The 15,185-nt window shown below is 72.6% G+C and carries 19 protein-coding genes and 1 riboswitch; of the genes, 14 read left to right on the top strand and 5 right to left on the bottom strand.

Annotated features, from left to right (window positions below):
* Nucleotides 1-248: 248 nt before the first annotated feature.
* The 14 genes from ACIQIB_RS18475 to ACIQIB_RS18540 all read left to right on the top strand — a co-directional run bounded on the left by ACIQIB_RS18475 (nt 249) and on the right by ACIQIB_RS18540 (nt 9,154).
* Entirely contained in the window at nt 249-1,145 is an 897-nt protein-coding gene (locus ACIQIB_RS18475) for a helix-turn-helix domain-containing protein (protein WP_400759112.1), read from the top strand.
* A 92-nt stretch (nt 1,146-1,237) separates the two neighbouring features.
* Complete coding sequence (locus ACIQIB_RS18480) at nt 1,238-2,458, top strand: helix-turn-helix domain-containing protein (RefSeq protein WP_400652244.1); 1,221 nt, start codon at nt 1,238-1,240, stop codon at nt 2,456-2,458.
* 107 nt (nt 2,459-2,565) lie between these two features.
* Complete coding sequence (locus ACIQIB_RS18485) at nt 2,566-2,781, top strand: hypothetical protein (RefSeq protein ID WP_400759015.1); 216 nt, start codon at nt 2,566-2,568, stop codon at nt 2,779-2,781.
* A complete protein-coding gene (locus ACIQIB_RS18490; RefSeq protein WP_400759017.1) occupies nt 2,778-3,077 on the top strand; it encodes a hypothetical protein in 300 nt (99 codons plus the stop codon). Before ACIQIB_RS18485 ends, ACIQIB_RS18490 begins: the two co-directional genes overlap by 4 nt.
* Nucleotides 3,077-3,250: a hypothetical protein gene (locus tag ACIQIB_RS18495; protein ID WP_400652259.1), complete on the top strand. Its 174-nt coding sequence runs from the start codon at nt 3,077-3,079 to the stop codon at nt 3,248-3,250. Before ACIQIB_RS18490 ends, ACIQIB_RS18495 begins: the two co-directional genes overlap by 1 nt.
* Nucleotides 3,247-3,468 (top strand): hypothetical protein, encoded by a 222-nt coding sequence (locus ACIQIB_RS18500; protein ID WP_400759019.1) that lies wholly within the window; start codon nt 3,247-3,249, stop codon nt 3,466-3,468. The genes ACIQIB_RS18495 and ACIQIB_RS18500 overlap by 4 nt, the downstream gene beginning before the upstream one ends.
* A gap of 131 nt (nt 3,469-3,599) precedes the next feature.
* On the top strand, nt 3,600-3,983 hold the full coding sequence (locus ACIQIB_RS18505; RefSeq protein ID WP_400759022.1) for a hypothetical protein: 384 nt from the start codon (nt 3,600-3,602) through the stop codon (nt 3,981-3,983).
* An 80-nt stretch (nt 3,984-4,063) separates the two neighbouring features.
* On the top strand, nt 4,064-5,287 hold the full coding sequence (locus tag ACIQIB_RS18510) for a helix-turn-helix domain-containing protein (RefSeq protein WP_400759025.1): 1,224 nt from the start codon (nt 4,064-4,066) through the stop codon (nt 5,285-5,287).
* Between the two features lie 178 nt (nt 5,288-5,465).
* On the top strand, nt 5,466-5,594 hold the full coding sequence (locus ACIQIB_RS18515; protein ID WP_400759027.1) for a hypothetical protein: 129 nt from the start codon (nt 5,466-5,468) through the stop codon (nt 5,592-5,594).
* On the top strand, nt 5,591-5,893 hold the full coding sequence (locus tag ACIQIB_RS18520) for a hypothetical protein (protein WP_400759030.1): 303 nt from the start codon (nt 5,591-5,593) through the stop codon (nt 5,891-5,893). Before ACIQIB_RS18515 ends, ACIQIB_RS18520 begins: the two co-directional genes overlap by 4 nt.
* Nucleotides 5,894-6,062: 169 nt before the next feature.
* Nucleotides 6,063-6,215, top strand: coding sequence for a hypothetical protein (locus ACIQIB_RS18525; RefSeq protein WP_400759033.1), 153 nt, complete (start codon nt 6,063-6,065; stop codon nt 6,213-6,215).
* Between the two features lie 32 nt (nt 6,216-6,247).
* Nucleotides 6,248-7,102: a hypothetical protein gene (locus tag ACIQIB_RS18530; RefSeq protein WP_400759035.1), complete on the top strand. Its 855-nt coding sequence runs from the start codon at nt 6,248-6,250 to the stop codon at nt 7,100-7,102.
* A gap of 364 nt (nt 7,103-7,466) precedes the next feature.
* The gene (locus ACIQIB_RS18535) at nt 7,467-7,772 is read left to right on the top strand and encodes a hypothetical protein (protein WP_363610093.1); all 306 of its coding nucleotides are present in this window, start codon (nt 7,467-7,469) and stop codon (nt 7,770-7,772) included.
* A 185-nt stretch (nt 7,773-7,957) separates the two neighbouring features.
* Nucleotides 7,958-9,154 (top strand): alpha/beta hydrolase family protein, encoded by a 1,197-nt coding sequence (locus ACIQIB_RS18540; protein ID WP_400759037.1) that lies wholly within the window; start codon nt 7,958-7,960, stop codon nt 9,152-9,154.
* 131 nt (nt 9,155-9,285) lie between these two features.
* On the opposite strand, the gene ACIQIB_RS18545 is transcribed toward ACIQIB_RS18540, so the two are convergent.
* The 5 genes from ACIQIB_RS18545 to ACIQIB_RS18565 form a co-directional block, all read right to left on the bottom strand.
* Complete coding sequence (locus ACIQIB_RS18545) at nt 9,286-10,164, bottom strand: ECF transporter S component (RefSeq protein ID WP_400759040.1); 879 nt, start codon at nt 10,162-10,164, stop codon at nt 9,286-9,288.
* Nucleotides 10,161-11,774 (bottom strand): ABC transporter ATP-binding protein, encoded by a 1,614-nt coding sequence (locus tag ACIQIB_RS18550; RefSeq protein WP_400759043.1) that lies wholly within the window; start codon nt 11,772-11,774, stop codon nt 10,161-10,163. The genes ACIQIB_RS18545 and ACIQIB_RS18550 overlap by 4 nt, the downstream gene beginning before the upstream one ends.
* Nucleotides 11,771-12,874 (bottom strand): CbiQ family ECF transporter T component, encoded by a 1,104-nt coding sequence (locus ACIQIB_RS18555; protein ID WP_400759046.1) that lies wholly within the window; start codon nt 12,872-12,874, stop codon nt 11,771-11,773. Before ACIQIB_RS18555 ends, ACIQIB_RS18550 begins: the two co-directional genes overlap by 4 nt.
* Before the next feature lie 67 nt (nt 12,875-12,941).
* Nucleotides 12,942-13,631 carry an SCO2322 family protein gene (locus ACIQIB_RS18560; RefSeq protein ID WP_400759115.1) on the bottom strand — a complete coding sequence of 230 codons (690 nt, stop codon included), beginning with the start codon at nt 13,629-13,631 and terminating at the stop codon, nt 12,942-12,944.
* A 26-nt stretch (nt 13,632-13,657) separates the two neighbouring features.
* Complete coding sequence (locus ACIQIB_RS18565) at nt 13,658-14,923, bottom strand: prenyltransferase/squalene oxidase repeat-containing protein (RefSeq protein ID WP_400759049.1); 1,266 nt, start codon at nt 14,921-14,923, stop codon at nt 13,658-13,660.
* 116 nt (nt 14,924-15,039) lie between these two features.
* Nucleotides 15,040-15,104, bottom strand: a riboswitch (cobalamin riboswitch).
* Nucleotides 15,105-15,185: the final 81 nt, after the last annotated feature.

Below are 15,185 nucleotides of genomic sequence, written 5' to 3' on the forward strand. Positions count from 1 at the left end.
GTGACGGCGCGCTGTTTTGTGTTGCGCCAGGGGGGTTGTTCGCGCGCCGTCTGTTCGGGTGATCCGGAGAGGGGATTATCTGGTTCCGGCGCTGGTGTCCGTCCGCCGCGTCTACGGTGATCCTTGCGGCCAACGGTGGTGTCATGCCGACCTGTTGGCGCAATTAATCTGATGAGCAGTGCCAAAAGATGGTCCCCGGCGGTGCGCCAACACCCCGGGGCTCGGCACCAGGAGAAGTAGGGCTCCCTATGCAGATTCATCGTATCCCGAAGCATGCGCCCGGGTACACGATCCTCGACAACGGCCACGTCGTCCGGAAGCACTCGCTCAGCTGGGCGGCCCGTGGGCTGCTGAGTTACCTTCTCAGCCTCCCCGACGGGGCCCGGGAGGACGTGCGGACCCTGGCGGCGAAGAGTGTCGAGGGCCGAACGACCGTAGGTCGTGCGCTCCGTGAGCTTGAGCAGGCCGGCCACTACATCCGGCGGACCGAGCGGGACCCGCTGACGGGACAGGTGCGGACCACGGTGTCCGTCCACGAGGTCCCGGTCACGGGCAAGGCGGTGCACACGGTGCCGCCGCTTCCCGTGTCCCCGGCCGCCGGTCTCCCCGGAGCCGGAACAGCGGCGGCCGGGAAGACGGGAAACCCCTCCGGGAGGGTAAGGAATCTGATTCGGAAGGAAGTTGAAGGACCTTCCGTCCTTCCGTCCCGGCCGGTCGGCCCGGACGCGGAGCTGTCCGTCGGGAGCCCGGGAAGTCCGAGGGTGCCGAGCCCGCCGCGTTCGACGGAGGGCATGGAGCTGCTGCTCGAACTGGGCCGCTGTGAACCGCGCATGGCGCTCGCGGGCAAGCCCCTGGCGGATCAGGCCGCCCGGGTGGAGGGGCTGCTCGCGGGCGGCTGGACCCGGGACGCGCTGACGGGCATCCTGTCCGCCCCGCTCCCGGAGAAGATCACCCGAAGTGTCGGTGCCGTCCTGGCGGCACGGCTGTTGAAGGTGCCCCCGTTCCCATCCGCCCACCGGCCGGCCGAAGCAACTGCCCCCGCTCCGGTGCCTCGCCCATCGAAGCCGGAGTGCGCTGGTCGGGACGGAATGTGTGGTCGATACGTCTCGGCGGTCGGGAAGTTGTGCTCGGCGTGTCGGAGCTGACCAATGTGAGACCGGCAATTCACATGGCAGGCATGTCACGCCCTGCCACGAAGGCCTACCCTGCGTCTAGGAAACCCACTGCTGGGGGCATCATGAGCGCTATTGGCGACCGCATCCGCGAGCACCGCAAGATCCGACACATGACCGTCCGAGAGCTGGCCGGGAAGGTCAACATCTCGCCGTCAACGCTGGAGAAGTACGAGGCTGGCAGCCGAAACCCGTCCTCTGGGCTGCTCGTGCGACTCGCAAAGGCATTGGCCGTCGGACCGGAGCGGTTGACTGGCCAGCCCTTTGTCAACGGGGCGGAGTCCGACGAGCAGGTGCAGGCCATTATCCCTGAACTCCGGCGAATCATGCTGACTTACAACAGCCCTGACGACCTGGACGCAGCACCACGGCCCCTCCCGGTGCTAGCTGCGGAGACGAGGCAGGTTGCCCAGATGCGGCAGGACGGGGCATACGTTCCCATGGCGCCGTTGCTGCCCTCGTTGCTGTCGGAGCTGACCCACGTAGCCCTCTCCACGTCGGGCCGTGACCAGGCGGAGGCGTTCGGCTGGCTCGCACGCGGGTACCGGGCGGCGAACTCCTTGTCGCACAAGCTCGGCTACCACGACCTGTCGCTGACGGCGATCGACCGTGTGCACTGGGCGGCTGACCGGTCTGGGGAGTCTCTGCTCCAGGTGACGGCGGCGTACCTGAGGGCCGGCGCCATGCTTCGCACGGGTTCGTTCTCGTCCGCCCGTCGGATCCTCACCGCGTTGGTGGACGAGGTCGAACGGCTGGCCCCGGAACAGTGCCCGACCACGGCACACAACGCCGTCACTGGTGCGCTGTACCTGAAGCTCGCCGTCCTGGAGGCCCGTGACAGGCAGCCGGACCGTTCAGCTCACTACCTTGCAGAGGCCCGGGTGCTTGCACGCTGGGTTGGCGGGGACACCGACGTCATGGAACTCTCGTTCGGTCCGAGCAACGTCGGGATCCACGAGGTTGCAGCACTCATTGACACGGGGGATACCGAGCAGGCTCTAGCGCGCCTTCGGGAATGGGGTGATCCGCAGGGCAAGGAGGAGTGGGCATTGCCGACAGGGCTGGCCGCCGAACGGGTGTCGCACCATCACATCGATGTGGCCTCTGCGCGGCTGGCTGAAGGCGACCGTGTTAGGGCGTTCGCGTCGTTGAAGAGCGCCCGCCGGGCGGCGCCGAACCACACACGCTTCCACCCCTCCGTCCGCGCAACAGCCGCGACGTTGGTTCGGGTGGACCGGCACGCCACTGACGAGATCACCGCCTTCGCAAAGTGGGCAGGCGTGTAACGGTCTGTCAATAGCTCCGGAGGAATTTACTCCGGACAGTTTGTGCGGAGCGCCGCGAACCTACGTGGAACGATCCCTTCACTGACTGAGAGTGAGGGGATCGTTTCATGCCGTCCAACCGTGCAAATACACGGCGCACCGTGCAGGCGGTGCAGGTCACGTACTCGACGAGACACGCGCGGACCCCCCAGGGCAGCCCGTTGGACGACTACCTGAACGCCCGGCGTCCCAGCGCCTTCGACAGCACTGCCGAGGCGCTGAGCAAGGCTGCTGTCCTCGCGCACTGCGAGTGCGTCAACTGCACTGTGGGGAGGTCGGCGTGAGTGCCTTCCTGCCGGTTCCGCCCGCCGAGCGCCGGGGGCGCGGGCCGTGGCGGTTCCTTGAGTGGACGCTTCAGGCCGATGTCGCGCCGGACCGGCCTCCTGTCCGCCACCGGTTCCGGTGCGCGGGGGAGTACGAGGACGGTCAGCCGTGCGAGGAGGAGGGACCGGTCTGTGACGACTTCGCGGAAGCGCAGCGCTGGACGGCATCCCACCTCAAGGTCCACCAGGACCACCGGAGCTACGAACACGTGGCCGTGACACCGTGGTTGATGATTCCGGCGGAGGAACCCAGCTGATGAGTACTGCGAACAAGGCCGTCGCCAAACGCGTGTCGAACGCGGGCGCCGGGTGCGCCGAGTGCGCGCGTCTCGCACAACAGGAGCGGGACGCCAGCGACGTATACGACTACTCCGCGGGCACCGACGCCCGGGTACGGATGCGCCGTCACCGAGACGAAACACACCGGTGACGGACGACGGCCTGGAGGACTACCGCTCCGCCGCGGAACAGGCCCGGCTCAACACCTACAGCCAGGGCGACACCTTCATCAGCACCCTCCTGGAAGCCGGCGGACACCCCTTGATCGAACGCCTGCTCAAGAACGAAGACCTCCTGCCCACCCTCAGTGAGATCACCAACCCCACCTCCTGGCTGAAGCGCTACGCCCCGGCGATGAACGGGGTGTGAGAACGGCGGCCCCGAGCTTCCGCCAACCCCTGAGGGTAAGGACTTTGGTTCGGAGGGAAGTTGAATTCCCTTCCGTCTTTCCGTCCCGGCCGGTCGGCCCGGACGCGGAGCTGTCCGTCGGGAGCCCGCGGGTGCCGATTCTGTCGCGTTCGACGGAGGGCATGGAGCTGCTGCTCGAACTGGGCCGCTGTGAACCGCGCATGGCGCTCGCGGGCAAGCCCCTGGCGGATCAGGCCGCCCGGGTGGAGGGGCTGCTCGCGGGCGGCTGGACCCGGGACGCGCTGACGGGCATCCTGTCCGCCCCGCTCCCGGAGAAGATCACCCGAAGTGTCGGCGCCGTCCTGGCAGCCCGGCTGACGAAGGTGCCCCCGTTCCCATCCGCCCACCGGCCGGCACCGTCCGAGGCTGCTCCGGCGCCTCGCCAGGCGTCTCCCGAGTGCCAGGGCGACGACGGCCTGTGCCGTCGGCCGGTCCCGAGCGCGGACCGACTGTGCTCGGAGTGCCGTCCGCAATAGCACACCGGACGGTCCAGGCTCCCCGAACGCACGCGCAGGGCGTACTCTCCGACTAGACGTGACACCGTCGGGGAGCAACCATGAGCGAACTGCCAGCGGAACTGACGACAGGCGAGCGGATTCGGTTCCACCGCGAACGGGTGGGTCTGACTCGCGCCGTCCTCTCCGGCCTCGTGGGTCGGTCTGAGGGCTGGCTGAAGAAGATCGAGCTGGGAGAGCGGAACCTCAGCAACGTCACCATGTTGGTGCGGCTGGCGCAGGTGCTTCGCCTTGACGATGTAGGCGTGCTCACCGGAACGCCGGGCGCTGTCCCCGTGGGATCGTGGGGGAAGCTCTCGCACGCTTCCGTGCCGGCGCTGCGGGAGGCGGTTCACGCGAGCATCTACCGTCGTCCGACCGACCTGCCCACGACCACGGAGGAACTGGCCGGACGTGTCCGTCAGACGTGGGCTGTTTGGCATACATCTCCCCACCAGCGCACTGAGGTTGGCGCGCTGCTTCCCGAACTGATCACGGCTTGTCACGCGTTGGTGAGGGGGCGTGAGGGGACCGAGCGGCGACACGCGTACCGCGTAATGGCGGAGACGTACGCACTCGCACAGCAGTACGCCGCGCACACGACGGAGCCGGAGCTGTACTGGCTGACCGTCGACCGCGCGCGCATGGCTGCAGAGGAGGCTGACGAGCCGGTGATGCTGGCCATAGCTGCGTGGATCGTCGGGAACGGGCTGCGCGACTCCGGGCATGCTGACGAGGCTCTGCGGCTGGTGACTGACGCGGCGGACTCCCTTCGTCCGATGCTGGAGAACGGCCCGTCGCTGCTGCGGGGTACGTTTGGCTCGCTCTGCCTCCACGCGGCCGTCACGAGCGCGAAGGAAGGTCGCGAGGGTGATGCGTGGCGATGGTGGGATGAGGCCGACCGCACTGCTCGACAACTAGCCGACTACGCACATCCGTTCACGATGTTTGGTGCCGGGAACGTGGCGGTGCACGGGGTCACCCTGGGTGTCGAGCTGCGGACGCCAGGGGCGGCGCTCCGTCGGCTGACGGATGTGCAGCCAGAAGCCATCCCATCGACCGAGCGACGGAGCCGACTGTTCGTCGACGCGGCACGGAGTGAGTATGCGCGACGGGAGTCCGCCGGGGCGCTGCACTACATCCGGCGCGCATTCGACACGAGCCCGGAGGCGGTGCGCTACGTCCCGCCAGCACGGGCACTCGTGGTTGAACTTACCCGCACCGCATCAGGCCCCCTTCGGGGGGAGGCGGTTGCTCTCGCGGAAGCCGTGGGAGTGGCTGCCTGAAGATCATTAATGAGGGGCCCCGCTCTGGGGCCGTTCCCTTCCCCAAGAGCCCGTAGCGTCGACTGACGTTACGGGCTCTTGGCATGAGGGAGTACTGATGGCATCGGAGACGCGGCGGCACGGCAACCCGGTCAGGCCAATTCCCAAGCGGCAGAGCGGTATAGCGCCGAAGTCCTGGGTGCCGTTGGACGACTACCTGAACGCCCGGCGTCCCAGCGCCTTCGACAGCACTGCCGAGGCGCTGAGCAAGGCTGCTGTCCTCGCGCACTGCGAGTGCGTCAACTGCACTGTGGGGAGGTCGGCGTGAGTGCCTTCCTGCCGGTTCCGCCCGCCGAGCGCCGGGGGCGCGGGCCGTGGCGGTTCCTGGAGTGGACGCTTCAGGCCGATGTCGCGCCGGACCGGCCTCCTGTCCGCCACCGGTTCCGGTGCGCGGGGGAGTACGAGGACGGTCAGCCGTGCGAGGAGGAGGGACCGGTCTGCGACGACTTCGCGGAAGCGCAGCGCTGGGCGTACCGGCACCTCAAGGTTCACCAGGATCACCGGAGCTACGAACACGTGGCCGTGACACCGTGGTTGATGGTGCCGGCGGAGGAACCCAGCCTGTGAGCATTCCGAAGAAGGCCGGAGCCGGCCGCCTGCCGAGGCCGGATTCCGGATGCGCCGAGTGCGCACGTCTCGCACAACAGGAGCGGGACGCCATCGACGTATACGACTACTCCGCGGGCACCGACGCCCGGGTACGGATGCGCCGTCACCGAGACGAAACACACCGGTGATGGACGACGGCCTGGAGGACTACCGCTCCGCCGCGGAACAGGCCCGGCGGGGACTGCGTGACCCCCGCCGGCTCACCGCCGCCTACGCGGTGTCGCTGGCCGGCATCGCCGCGTTCATCGCAGTGCTGCTCATGCCGCGCACAGCCCCCTGACCACCTGACGTACCTACAAGAGAACAGAGTTCATGACCGCCTTCACGCTCCACAATGACGCCGGGGTCGACAGCGGCACCTACGACCGCATCAGCCGACTCCTGGCCAGGGCCGCGCCGCTGGCCGACCGCCACTCCCGGCTGAGCCTGCCCGACCGGGCGAGCGTCCGCATCGTCTCCACGGAGCAGTTCGTCTCCTTGACGGCCGACCACGGTGAGTACACCATGCGACAGGCCGCCGACGCGTTCCCCGCCGGCTCCGGATCGCGTGACCGGGCGCTCGCCGAGGTCCAGGCGTGCCGGGACGGCTTCGAGCAGGCGGCCGCACAGAGCTGGCCGATGGTCACGGCCGCCGTTGTCTGCCGGTCCACCGCCGGAGACCCGGAAATGATCACCATGCCCGAAGGGCACGCCGAAAGCCGCGCCACAGACCGCTACCTCACCGGCGCGTTCGCACACGAGTGGACCCACCTCGCCCAGAACAAGGTCTGGCCCGCCATGCCCTACGCCCACATACGAATCGCCCTCCAAGCCGACGCCGACGGCCTCCCACCCGAGCAGCGCCGCACCACCCACCACGTCATCGAAGGCCACGCCCAATGGGTCCAGCGCCAAACGGTCCAGGAACTGTGCGGCGTGGCCACCGCACAGCTCCGGCTGGACGGCGAACCGAAACCCACCAAACGATTCCGCCGCCTCAAAACGCAATCACCCCTGATCAGCATCTACGACCAGGGCGACGCCTTCATCAGCGCCCTCCACGACACCGGCGGACACCCCCTGATCGAACGCCTGCTCAGGAACGAAGACCTCCTGCCCACCCTCGGCGAGATCACCAACCCCACCACCTGGCTGGAACGCTACGCCCCGGCGATGAGCGGGGCGTGAGAACGGCGGCCCCGAACTGCCGCCAACCCCTGGGCCGGTCCGGCCGTCCGTAACCCCACGGAGGACGGCCGGACCATCAACGGTGCCAGTTCGTGGTGACGGAGCAGTCCGGCTGATGAGCGATCCGGAGAGAGCCACCGAGAGCGAGGCGCCGAAGCGACAGGCTGCCGCCGGTTCCGTCCTCTGGTCCCCTTCGGCGCCGTCGTGCATGCCGAACGCGGGTGGCCCTCGGTGGCGTTCGGGCGGCCGGGAACCGGAAGCGGAAGGATCGGTTTCGGCCAGTTGTGTCACGCGCGGATGCATTCGTCCCCGGCTGCGGCATGCTGTCCGCACAAGTTGTCGGTACTGGGACAAGGAGAAGGTCATGCGTCGAATAGCAGCCCTGGGCACCGGAGCGGCGCTGCTCGTGGCGGCGGGAGTGATGGCGGCGCCGCAGGCGTCGGCGACCTCGTACTGCTTCACGGACCAGGGCACCAACTGGGGCTCGGTGAGCTGCCAGACCACGGCTCCGAAGAACCACTGGCAGCTGGTGCTGGTCTGCGAGAGCAACACCGTCAAGGGGATCCGGCAGACGGTCACGGGCCTCTGGCACACCGGGGACGGGAGCGACAAGCTCTACTGTCCGAACGGTTACAGCGCGGCCCTCACCAACGTCAACAACGACAACTGACGCTACTGGCAGGGGTGTCGGCCCTCATCGCGCGATGACGGGCCGGCCCCGGCCTCGGCCGGCCGCAGTACGCGCGCGCTTCTCCCTCCTCCTCGGGTGGGAGGCCCGGATACGGCGGGGGGACGACACAAGTTCACACTCTGAGGCGACGTCAGATGTGCTCCCGCGGATCTACCATGCTCGGCATGACCAGACTCCGACGTACCGCCGTTGCCGTCCTGCTCGCGCTCGCTCTGCCGTTACCGATCGCCGGGGCGGGTTCGGCCTTCGCCGCGCCCGCGCCCGTCGCGTCCGTTGCCGACACCGCTGCCGTGGGCCCGTCCGCCGGGCGGCTCGATCTGCCCCGCCCGACCGGCCGGCACGCGGTCGGCCGCAGCACGCTGCACCTCGTCGACCGGAACCGCCAGGACCCGTGGGTGCCGTCCGCGGGCCCGCGGCAGCTGATGGTGTCGATGTACTACCCGGCCAGGCCGGGGACGGGTGGGCCCGCCACGCCCTACCTGACCGCGGAGGAGGCCCGGCTGCTGCTCGGCGACCAGGTGCCGGGCGAGGGCATTCCGCCCGAGGTGGTCACCGGCCTGCACCCGTGGGCGCGCACGGACGCGCGTCCGGCGTCGGGCAGGTTCCCGCTGGTGGTCCTCTCGCCCGGATTCACGCTGCCGCGCGCCACACTCACCGGCCTCGCCGAGGACCTGGCCAGCCGCGGGTACGTCGTCGCCGCGGTCGACCACACCTACGAGACCTCCGGGACGACGTTCCCCGACGGCCGGACCCTCGCCTGCGCCATCTGCGACTACCCGGAGACGGACCGGACCGCGCTGGTGCCCCCGAGCCGGGCCAAGGACGTCTCCTTCGTGCTCGACCAGCTGACCGGCCGCCGGCCGGCCTGGCCGTACGCCCGCATGATCGACCGGGACCGGATCGGTATGGCCGGGCACTCCATCGGCGGCAACGCCGCCGCCTCCGCGATGACCGCCGACCGCCGGATCCGCGCGGGCGTGAACATGGACGGCAAGTTCTTCGACCCGGTGCCGTCGGCCGGGCTCGGTGGCCGCCCCTTCCTGATGCTCGGCACCCAGGCCGTCCACAGCACGACGGGCTGGGACACCAGCTGGCCCGAGACCTGGACGCGCCTGGACGGCTGGAAGCGCTGGCTGACCGTCACCGGTTCCGACCACAGCAGCTTCACCGACTCGCCCGTCATCGCGGCGCGGGCGGGCTTTCCCGACCCCGAAGGGACGACGATCGCCCCGCTGCGGGCCGAGAAGGTCACCCGTGACCTTGTCGCCGCCTTCTTCGACCTTCAGTTGAAGGGCACTCCGCAGCGCCTGCTCGACGGCCCCTCGGCGGCGTACCCGGAGGTCGTCTTCCAGCGGCCCTGACACCAGCCCCCGCCCCGGCCCCGGCCCCGGCCCCGGCCCCCGCCCCGGCCCCGACTCTGACGCCAGTCCCGGTCCTGACACCGATCCGGCGCCACCGGCCCACGGGCCCCGCCCGGCCGGTGGCGCCGGGTTCAGGCCGGTCCGCCGCTCCCGGACGGCGGCGGAACCCGGTCCGCCGGCTCCTCCGGCGGGCGGAAGGCCGCCGGGGCGGCGAAGGCGGCGCGGCGGGTGGCCCGGCGGAGGGCGCGCAGCAGGGGGGTGCCCAGGGTGAGGCAGAGGACGACGGTGAGGGCGGCACGGGGGAGGTCCCAGCCGAGCGAGGTGGTGAGGCAGTAGGCGGCGAAGCGGACCAGGTTGGCGGAGAGCGGGTCGCCGGGGACGAAGGAGATGGAGCCGGAGAGGCCGGCGATGTAGGGCCAGCCCTGGAGGTTCATGACCGTGCCGTAGAGCAGGGAGGCGACCGCCCCGTAGCCGGCGAGCAGGGCGAGTTCGCGGCGGCCGCGCAGGGTGGCCGCGCCGGGCAGCAGGCCCGCGCCGAGGCAGACCCAGCCCATGGCGAGCATCTGGAACGGCAGCCAGGGGCCGACCCCGCCGGTCAGCAGCGCCGAGGCGAACATCGACAGGGAGCCGAGGACGAAGCCGAAGCCCGGGCCGAGTACCCATCCGGAGAGGACCATCAGGAAGAACATCGGCTCCAGCCCGGCGGTGCCCGCGCCGAGCGGCCGCAGCGCCGCGCCGGCCGCGGCGAGCACACCGAGCAGGGCGACGGACTTGGCGTCCAGGCCGGGTGCGCCGCCGCCCGCCGTACGGCCCTCGGAGATCTGGGCGATCACCACGGCGAGCAGCAGCGGGAGGAGCAGGGCGAACAGCCAGGGGGCGTCGGTGGCGTGGCCGACCAGGGCGGACCGGGCCGAGGCGAGCAGTGGCCAGCCGAAGGCGACCACGCCGACGGCGGAGGTGAGCAGCAGGACGGCGACGGAGCGGCGGCCGAGCGGGACGGGGCGGTTCATGCCGGTGCGCCCCCGGCGAGGGCCCGCTCGACCTGGTGGACGGTGAGCCAGGGAGAGGGCGCGAGGATCTTGGCGACCTGCGGGGCGAAGGCGGGGGAGGAGACCACCACATCGGGCGTCGGGCCGTCCGCGACGATCTCGCCGTCGGCCAGGACGGCCGTGCGGTGGGCGAGTTCGGCGGCCAGCTCGACGTCGTGGGTGGCCAGCAGGACGGCGTGCCCCTCGGCGGCGAGGGCGCGCAGGATCTCCACCAGGCGGGCCTTGGCGGCGTAGTCCAGGCCGCGGGTCGGCTCGTCGAGCAGCAGCAGCGGGGGCCGCGCGGTGAGGACGACGGCGAGGGCGAGGGTGAGCCGCTGGCCCTCGGAGAGGTCGCGCGGGTGGGCGGTGTCGGCGATCCCGGGCAGCAGCCGTTCGACCAGCGCCCGGCAGGTGCCGGGGTCGGCGCCCGCGTCGGTGTCGGCGGCGGCGCACTCGGCGGCGACGCTCTCCCCGTACAGCAGGTCGCGCGGGTCCTGCGGGACGAGTCCGACCTGCCGGATCAGCTCGGCGGGCCGGGTGCGGTGAGGGGTGCGGCCGCCGACCCGGACGGTGCCGGAGGCGGGTGGGTGCAGGCCGACCAGAGTGCCGAGCAGGGTGGACTTGCCGGCGCCGTTGCGGCCCATCAGCGCCGTGATCTCGCCGGGGTGCAGGGCGAGGTCGACCCCGCGCAGGGCCGGTACGGGCCCGCGCTTCACCGCGAGGCGCTCGGCCACGGCGGCGGGGGGCCCGGCGGGGGAGGGCGCGGCGGCGGGCCGCCGGCCGTCCAGCCGGGTGCGCAGCGGAGCGGCCCTGCGGCGGGCGTCGCGGACGGAGAGCGGCAGCGGGTGCCAGCCCGCCAGCCGGCCGAGGCCGACGACCGGCGGGTGGACGGGCGAGTGCGCCATCACCTCGGCCGGCCCGCCCAGGACGGGCGCCGAGCCGGGGGTGAGCAGCAGCACCTGGTCGGCGTACTGGACCACCCGCTCCAGCCGGTGCTCGGCCATCAGCACGGTGGTGCCGAGGTCGTGGACGAGCCGCTGCAGGACGGCCAGCACCTCCTCGGCGGCGCCGGGGTCGAGGGCGGAGGTGGGTTCGTCCAGGACGAGTACGCGCGGGTGGACGGTGAGCACCGAGCCGATGGCGACACGCTGCTGCTGGCCGCCGGAGAGCGAGGTGAGCGCCCGGTCGCGGAGTTCGGCCAGGCCGAGCAGGTCGAGGGTCTCCTCGACGCGGCGCCGCATCACGTCCGTCGGCAGGCCCAGGGACTCCATGCCGTAGGCGAGTTCGTCCTCGACCGTGTCGGTGACGAAGTGCGCCTGCGGGTCCTGGCCCACCGTGCCGACCAGGTCGGCGAGTTCGCGCGGGCGGTGGGTGCGGGTGTCGCGCCCGCCGACGGTGACCCGGCCGTGCAGCACGCCGCCGGTGAAGTGCGGCACCAGCCCGCTGACGGTGCCCAGCAGGGTGGACTTGCCGGAGCCGGACGGGCCCACCAGCAGGCAGAGTTCGCCCTCGGGGACGGTCAGGTCGACGCCGTCGAGCGCGGGGGCGGCGGTGTCGGCGTACTGGACGGAGACCTGCTCGAAGGTGATCACGAGGCCCTCCGGGGCGGGGTCGGGGTGGCGAACGCCGGTATCAGACCGACGAGGACGGCGAGCACGGCGGCCAGCGGCAGCGCGGGGGCGGTCGGCGGGACGACGGTGGGGGCGAACGCGGCCGGGTCGCGGGTGGACAGCCAGATCAGCGAGCCGGCCACGGCGGCTCCCGAGCCGGCCGTCAGCCACTCGGGCAGTGACCACGGGTCAGGCCGGTAGCGGGTCCTGACGGAGCGTCGGCTGCCGAGCAGCAGTCCGGCGAAGGCGGCGGCCAGGCCCAGCAGCAGGACGGGCAGCGCCCAGCCGGTGCCGTCGGCGGTCAGCAGCCCGTACGCGGCGAGGCAGATGCCGAGCAGTCCGGCCAGGGTGAGGGCGGCGGTGGCCCGGGCGAGGCGTGGCGGGACGTCGGCGGTGCGGCCGAAGCCCCGGGTGTCCATCGCGGCGGCCAGCGCCACCGAGCGCTCCAGCGCGCCCTCCAGGACGGGCAGTCCGACGCTCAGCACGGCGGCGATGCCCCGGTCGGTGCGCCCGCGCAGCCGGCGGGCGGCGCGCAGCCGCTGGACGTCGGCGACCAGGTTGGGCGCGAAGGTCATCGCCACCACGACCGCCACGCCCGCCTCGTAGAGCGCGCCGGGCAGGGCACGCAGCAGACGGGCCGGGCTGGCCAGGGCGTTGGCGGCGCCGACGCAGACCAGCAGGGTGGTCAGCCGCAGGCCGTCGTAGACCGCGGCGAGCAGCCCCTCGACGGTGACCCGGCCGCCGATCCGCACGCCCTGGGCCCAGGCGGGCAGCGGGACTTCGGGGAGGGTGAACAGGACGTGCGTCCCGGGGACGGGCGAGCCGAGCAGCACGGCGAAGACCAGGCGGATGCCGAGCACGATCAACCCGAGCCGCAGGAAGGCGCCGTAGGAGCGGGACCAGGGCGCGTCACCGCGCCGGGCGGCCACCACGTAGCCGGCGACGGCGGCGAGCAGGAGCAGCAGTACCGGGTTGGTGGTGCGGGTGGCCGCCGCGCCCAGCCCGAGCGCCCACAACCACCAGGCCCCGGGGTGCAGTTGGCGGGGGCCGGTGGGCGGTCGGGTGGCGCGGGCTGTGGTCACGGGAGGTCCAGGGGGAGGCGGCGGTGCGGAGGGGGCTGCGGAGGGGCGCCGTGCGGGCTCGGGCGGTTCAGCGGCGCCGGCGCGCCTGCCGGACGGCGCCGGCGGCCAGTGCGGCGACGAGCGCGCCGCCCGCGATCAGGCCGAGCTCGGGGCCGCTGCCGCCGGTGCCGCCGCCCCCGGGGCCGCTGCCCCCGGAGCCGCCGCCCCCGGACGGCTGGTGCGCCGCGCCGAGCTGCTCGCCGCAGCCGGCCTTCGGGTAGCCGGCGATGGCGCAGAGCATGCCGTTGGTGTCGTAGCGCAGCGGTGGCACGACGGCGGCCAGCACCTCGGCCGAGCTCGCGCTCGTCGGGACGGCGGCGCAGGCGGTGCGGGGCTCCGGCGGGGTCTCGCCGGAGGCGGCGTCGGCGGCGGTGCCGAAGTCCAGCACCACGGCGACCCGCTTGCGCCCCGCCTGCCCGGGTGTCCCGGCGCAGGCGGTGGCGAAGTCCCCGGGGGTGCCGGGCCGGGCGGCGTCCTGTCCGCCGTCGGGGCTGACGGCGAACCGCCAGCCGTCCACGCTCCCGTCCGGCGGGACGTACACGGCGGGGCCCTGCTGCTGGTACGCCCAGCCGGTGCCGGACCACTTCCAGAACGACCAGTACCGGTACCCCGCGGCCTGGGCGGGCGCGGCGCCGAGCGTGAGCAGCAGCCCGGCGGTGAGCGCGGCGACCAGGGCCACCAGGGCGGCCGGCCGCCGGGCGGTGCCGGTAGTGGTGATGACGGGCGGGTGGTCCGGCCGGGTGGTCACGGCTTCAGGCCGCGCTTGCGCTGGAGGCTGAGGATCAGACCGCCGCCGACGCCGATCAGCAGGCCGACGCCGATCAGCCAGTACTGGCCCATGCCGCCGTCCTTCTTCCCGTCCTTCTTCGCGGCCGAGGCGGACGCCGAGGGCGCGGCGGTGGCGGCCTTGGGCGCCGGGCCGAGGGCGGTCAGCTGCGCGACCAGGTCGGCGCCGAAGGCGGCCGGGTCGCGCTGGGCGGCCTGGGCGACCAGCAGCAGGGTGGCGGTGGCGGAGGCGTCGGTGCCGCCCTTGGACCAGGTGCCGCCCTCCTTGGCCAGCCAGTCCACCGCGCCGGCGGCCTGCTGCGGGTGGCCGCCCTGGATCAGGCCGAGCGCGGCCCAGGCGGTGGCGGTGTAGTCGGGGGTGGGGGCGGCACCGGGGGTGGTCAGGGCCAGGTACCCGCCGCCCGCCGTGAGCTGCGCGGTGAGGTAGGCGCCGGCCGCCTCGGCGGAGTCGGCGCGCGGCACGGTCTTCTCGGTGGAGCCGTCGGCGCAGGTCAGGGCCTTGGGCGCGGCATCCGTCCGGTTGGTGTTGGCGACCGGCAGCCGCCCGCCCGCCGCCGCCGGCGCGGTCTGGGCGGTGGCCAGGGCGTTCGGGGCGAGCGCGCCGGCCGGGTCGGGCTGGTAGGCGAAGGCGCCGCGCTGGTCGGCGGGCGCGGCGCAGCCGAGCTGGAACAGGGCCAGCCCGTCGAAGGCGCTCCGGCCGTCCTTGGCGACCTGCGCCGGGTCCGCCTTGGCGGCGAACAGCGCGTTCACGGCCAGGCCGGTGGAGTTGGCGTCACCGGGGCTGCCGGGGTTGTACGCCCAGCTGCCGTCCGTGTTCTGGGTGGCCTTGAGCCACTGGACGCCCTTGTCGACGGCGTCCTGGTGGCCGCCGAGGGCGACCAGCGCCTGGATCGCGACGGCGGTCGCGTTGCTGTCCTCGGTCCTGGCGTCGCAGGCGGCGGCGGTGTCCGCGCGGAACGACGGCCAGCCCCCGTCCGCGCACTGCTGGCCGGTCAGCCAGGAGACGGCGGAGTCGGCCGGGGTCACCCTGGCGCCCGCCAGCGCGGTCAGGGCCAGCGACTGCCGCCACACCCCGTCGTACGTCGGGTCGCCCTTGCCGTACAGGCCGTCGGGGGCCGCGACGGGGGTCGGCGAGGGACTGTCGGCGAGGGCCGGCGCGGCGGCGGCGCCGGTCAGCAGCGCGGCGGACAGGGCGGCGGCGCCCAGGCGGGCGGCGGTGAGCATGGTGGGGGGAGCGCCTTTCGGTGAGCGGTGTGGTGGCCCGGGTGGGCCGTTCCGTAGTCCTCGACGGTGCCGGGCGGTGGTGTGCCCGGGTCGGCCGCTCGCCTCACCCCGGGCGCTCCGACTCGCCCGGCCGTCCTGCGCGGGCTCACGGCTGCGGGGTCAGTGCCGGAGTCGCACCGGCTTTCCCCGGAGGAGAGGCGGATGGAGTTGTGCTTCCCGACGACTGTAGCCGCCGGGCCGGGGCGGCCGGAAAGCCGGCGGC

It is taken from the genome of Kitasatospora sp. NPDC092286 (assembly GCF_044755565.1).
GTDB lineage: Bacteria > Actinomycetota > Actinomycetes > Streptomycetales > Streptomycetaceae > Kitasatospora.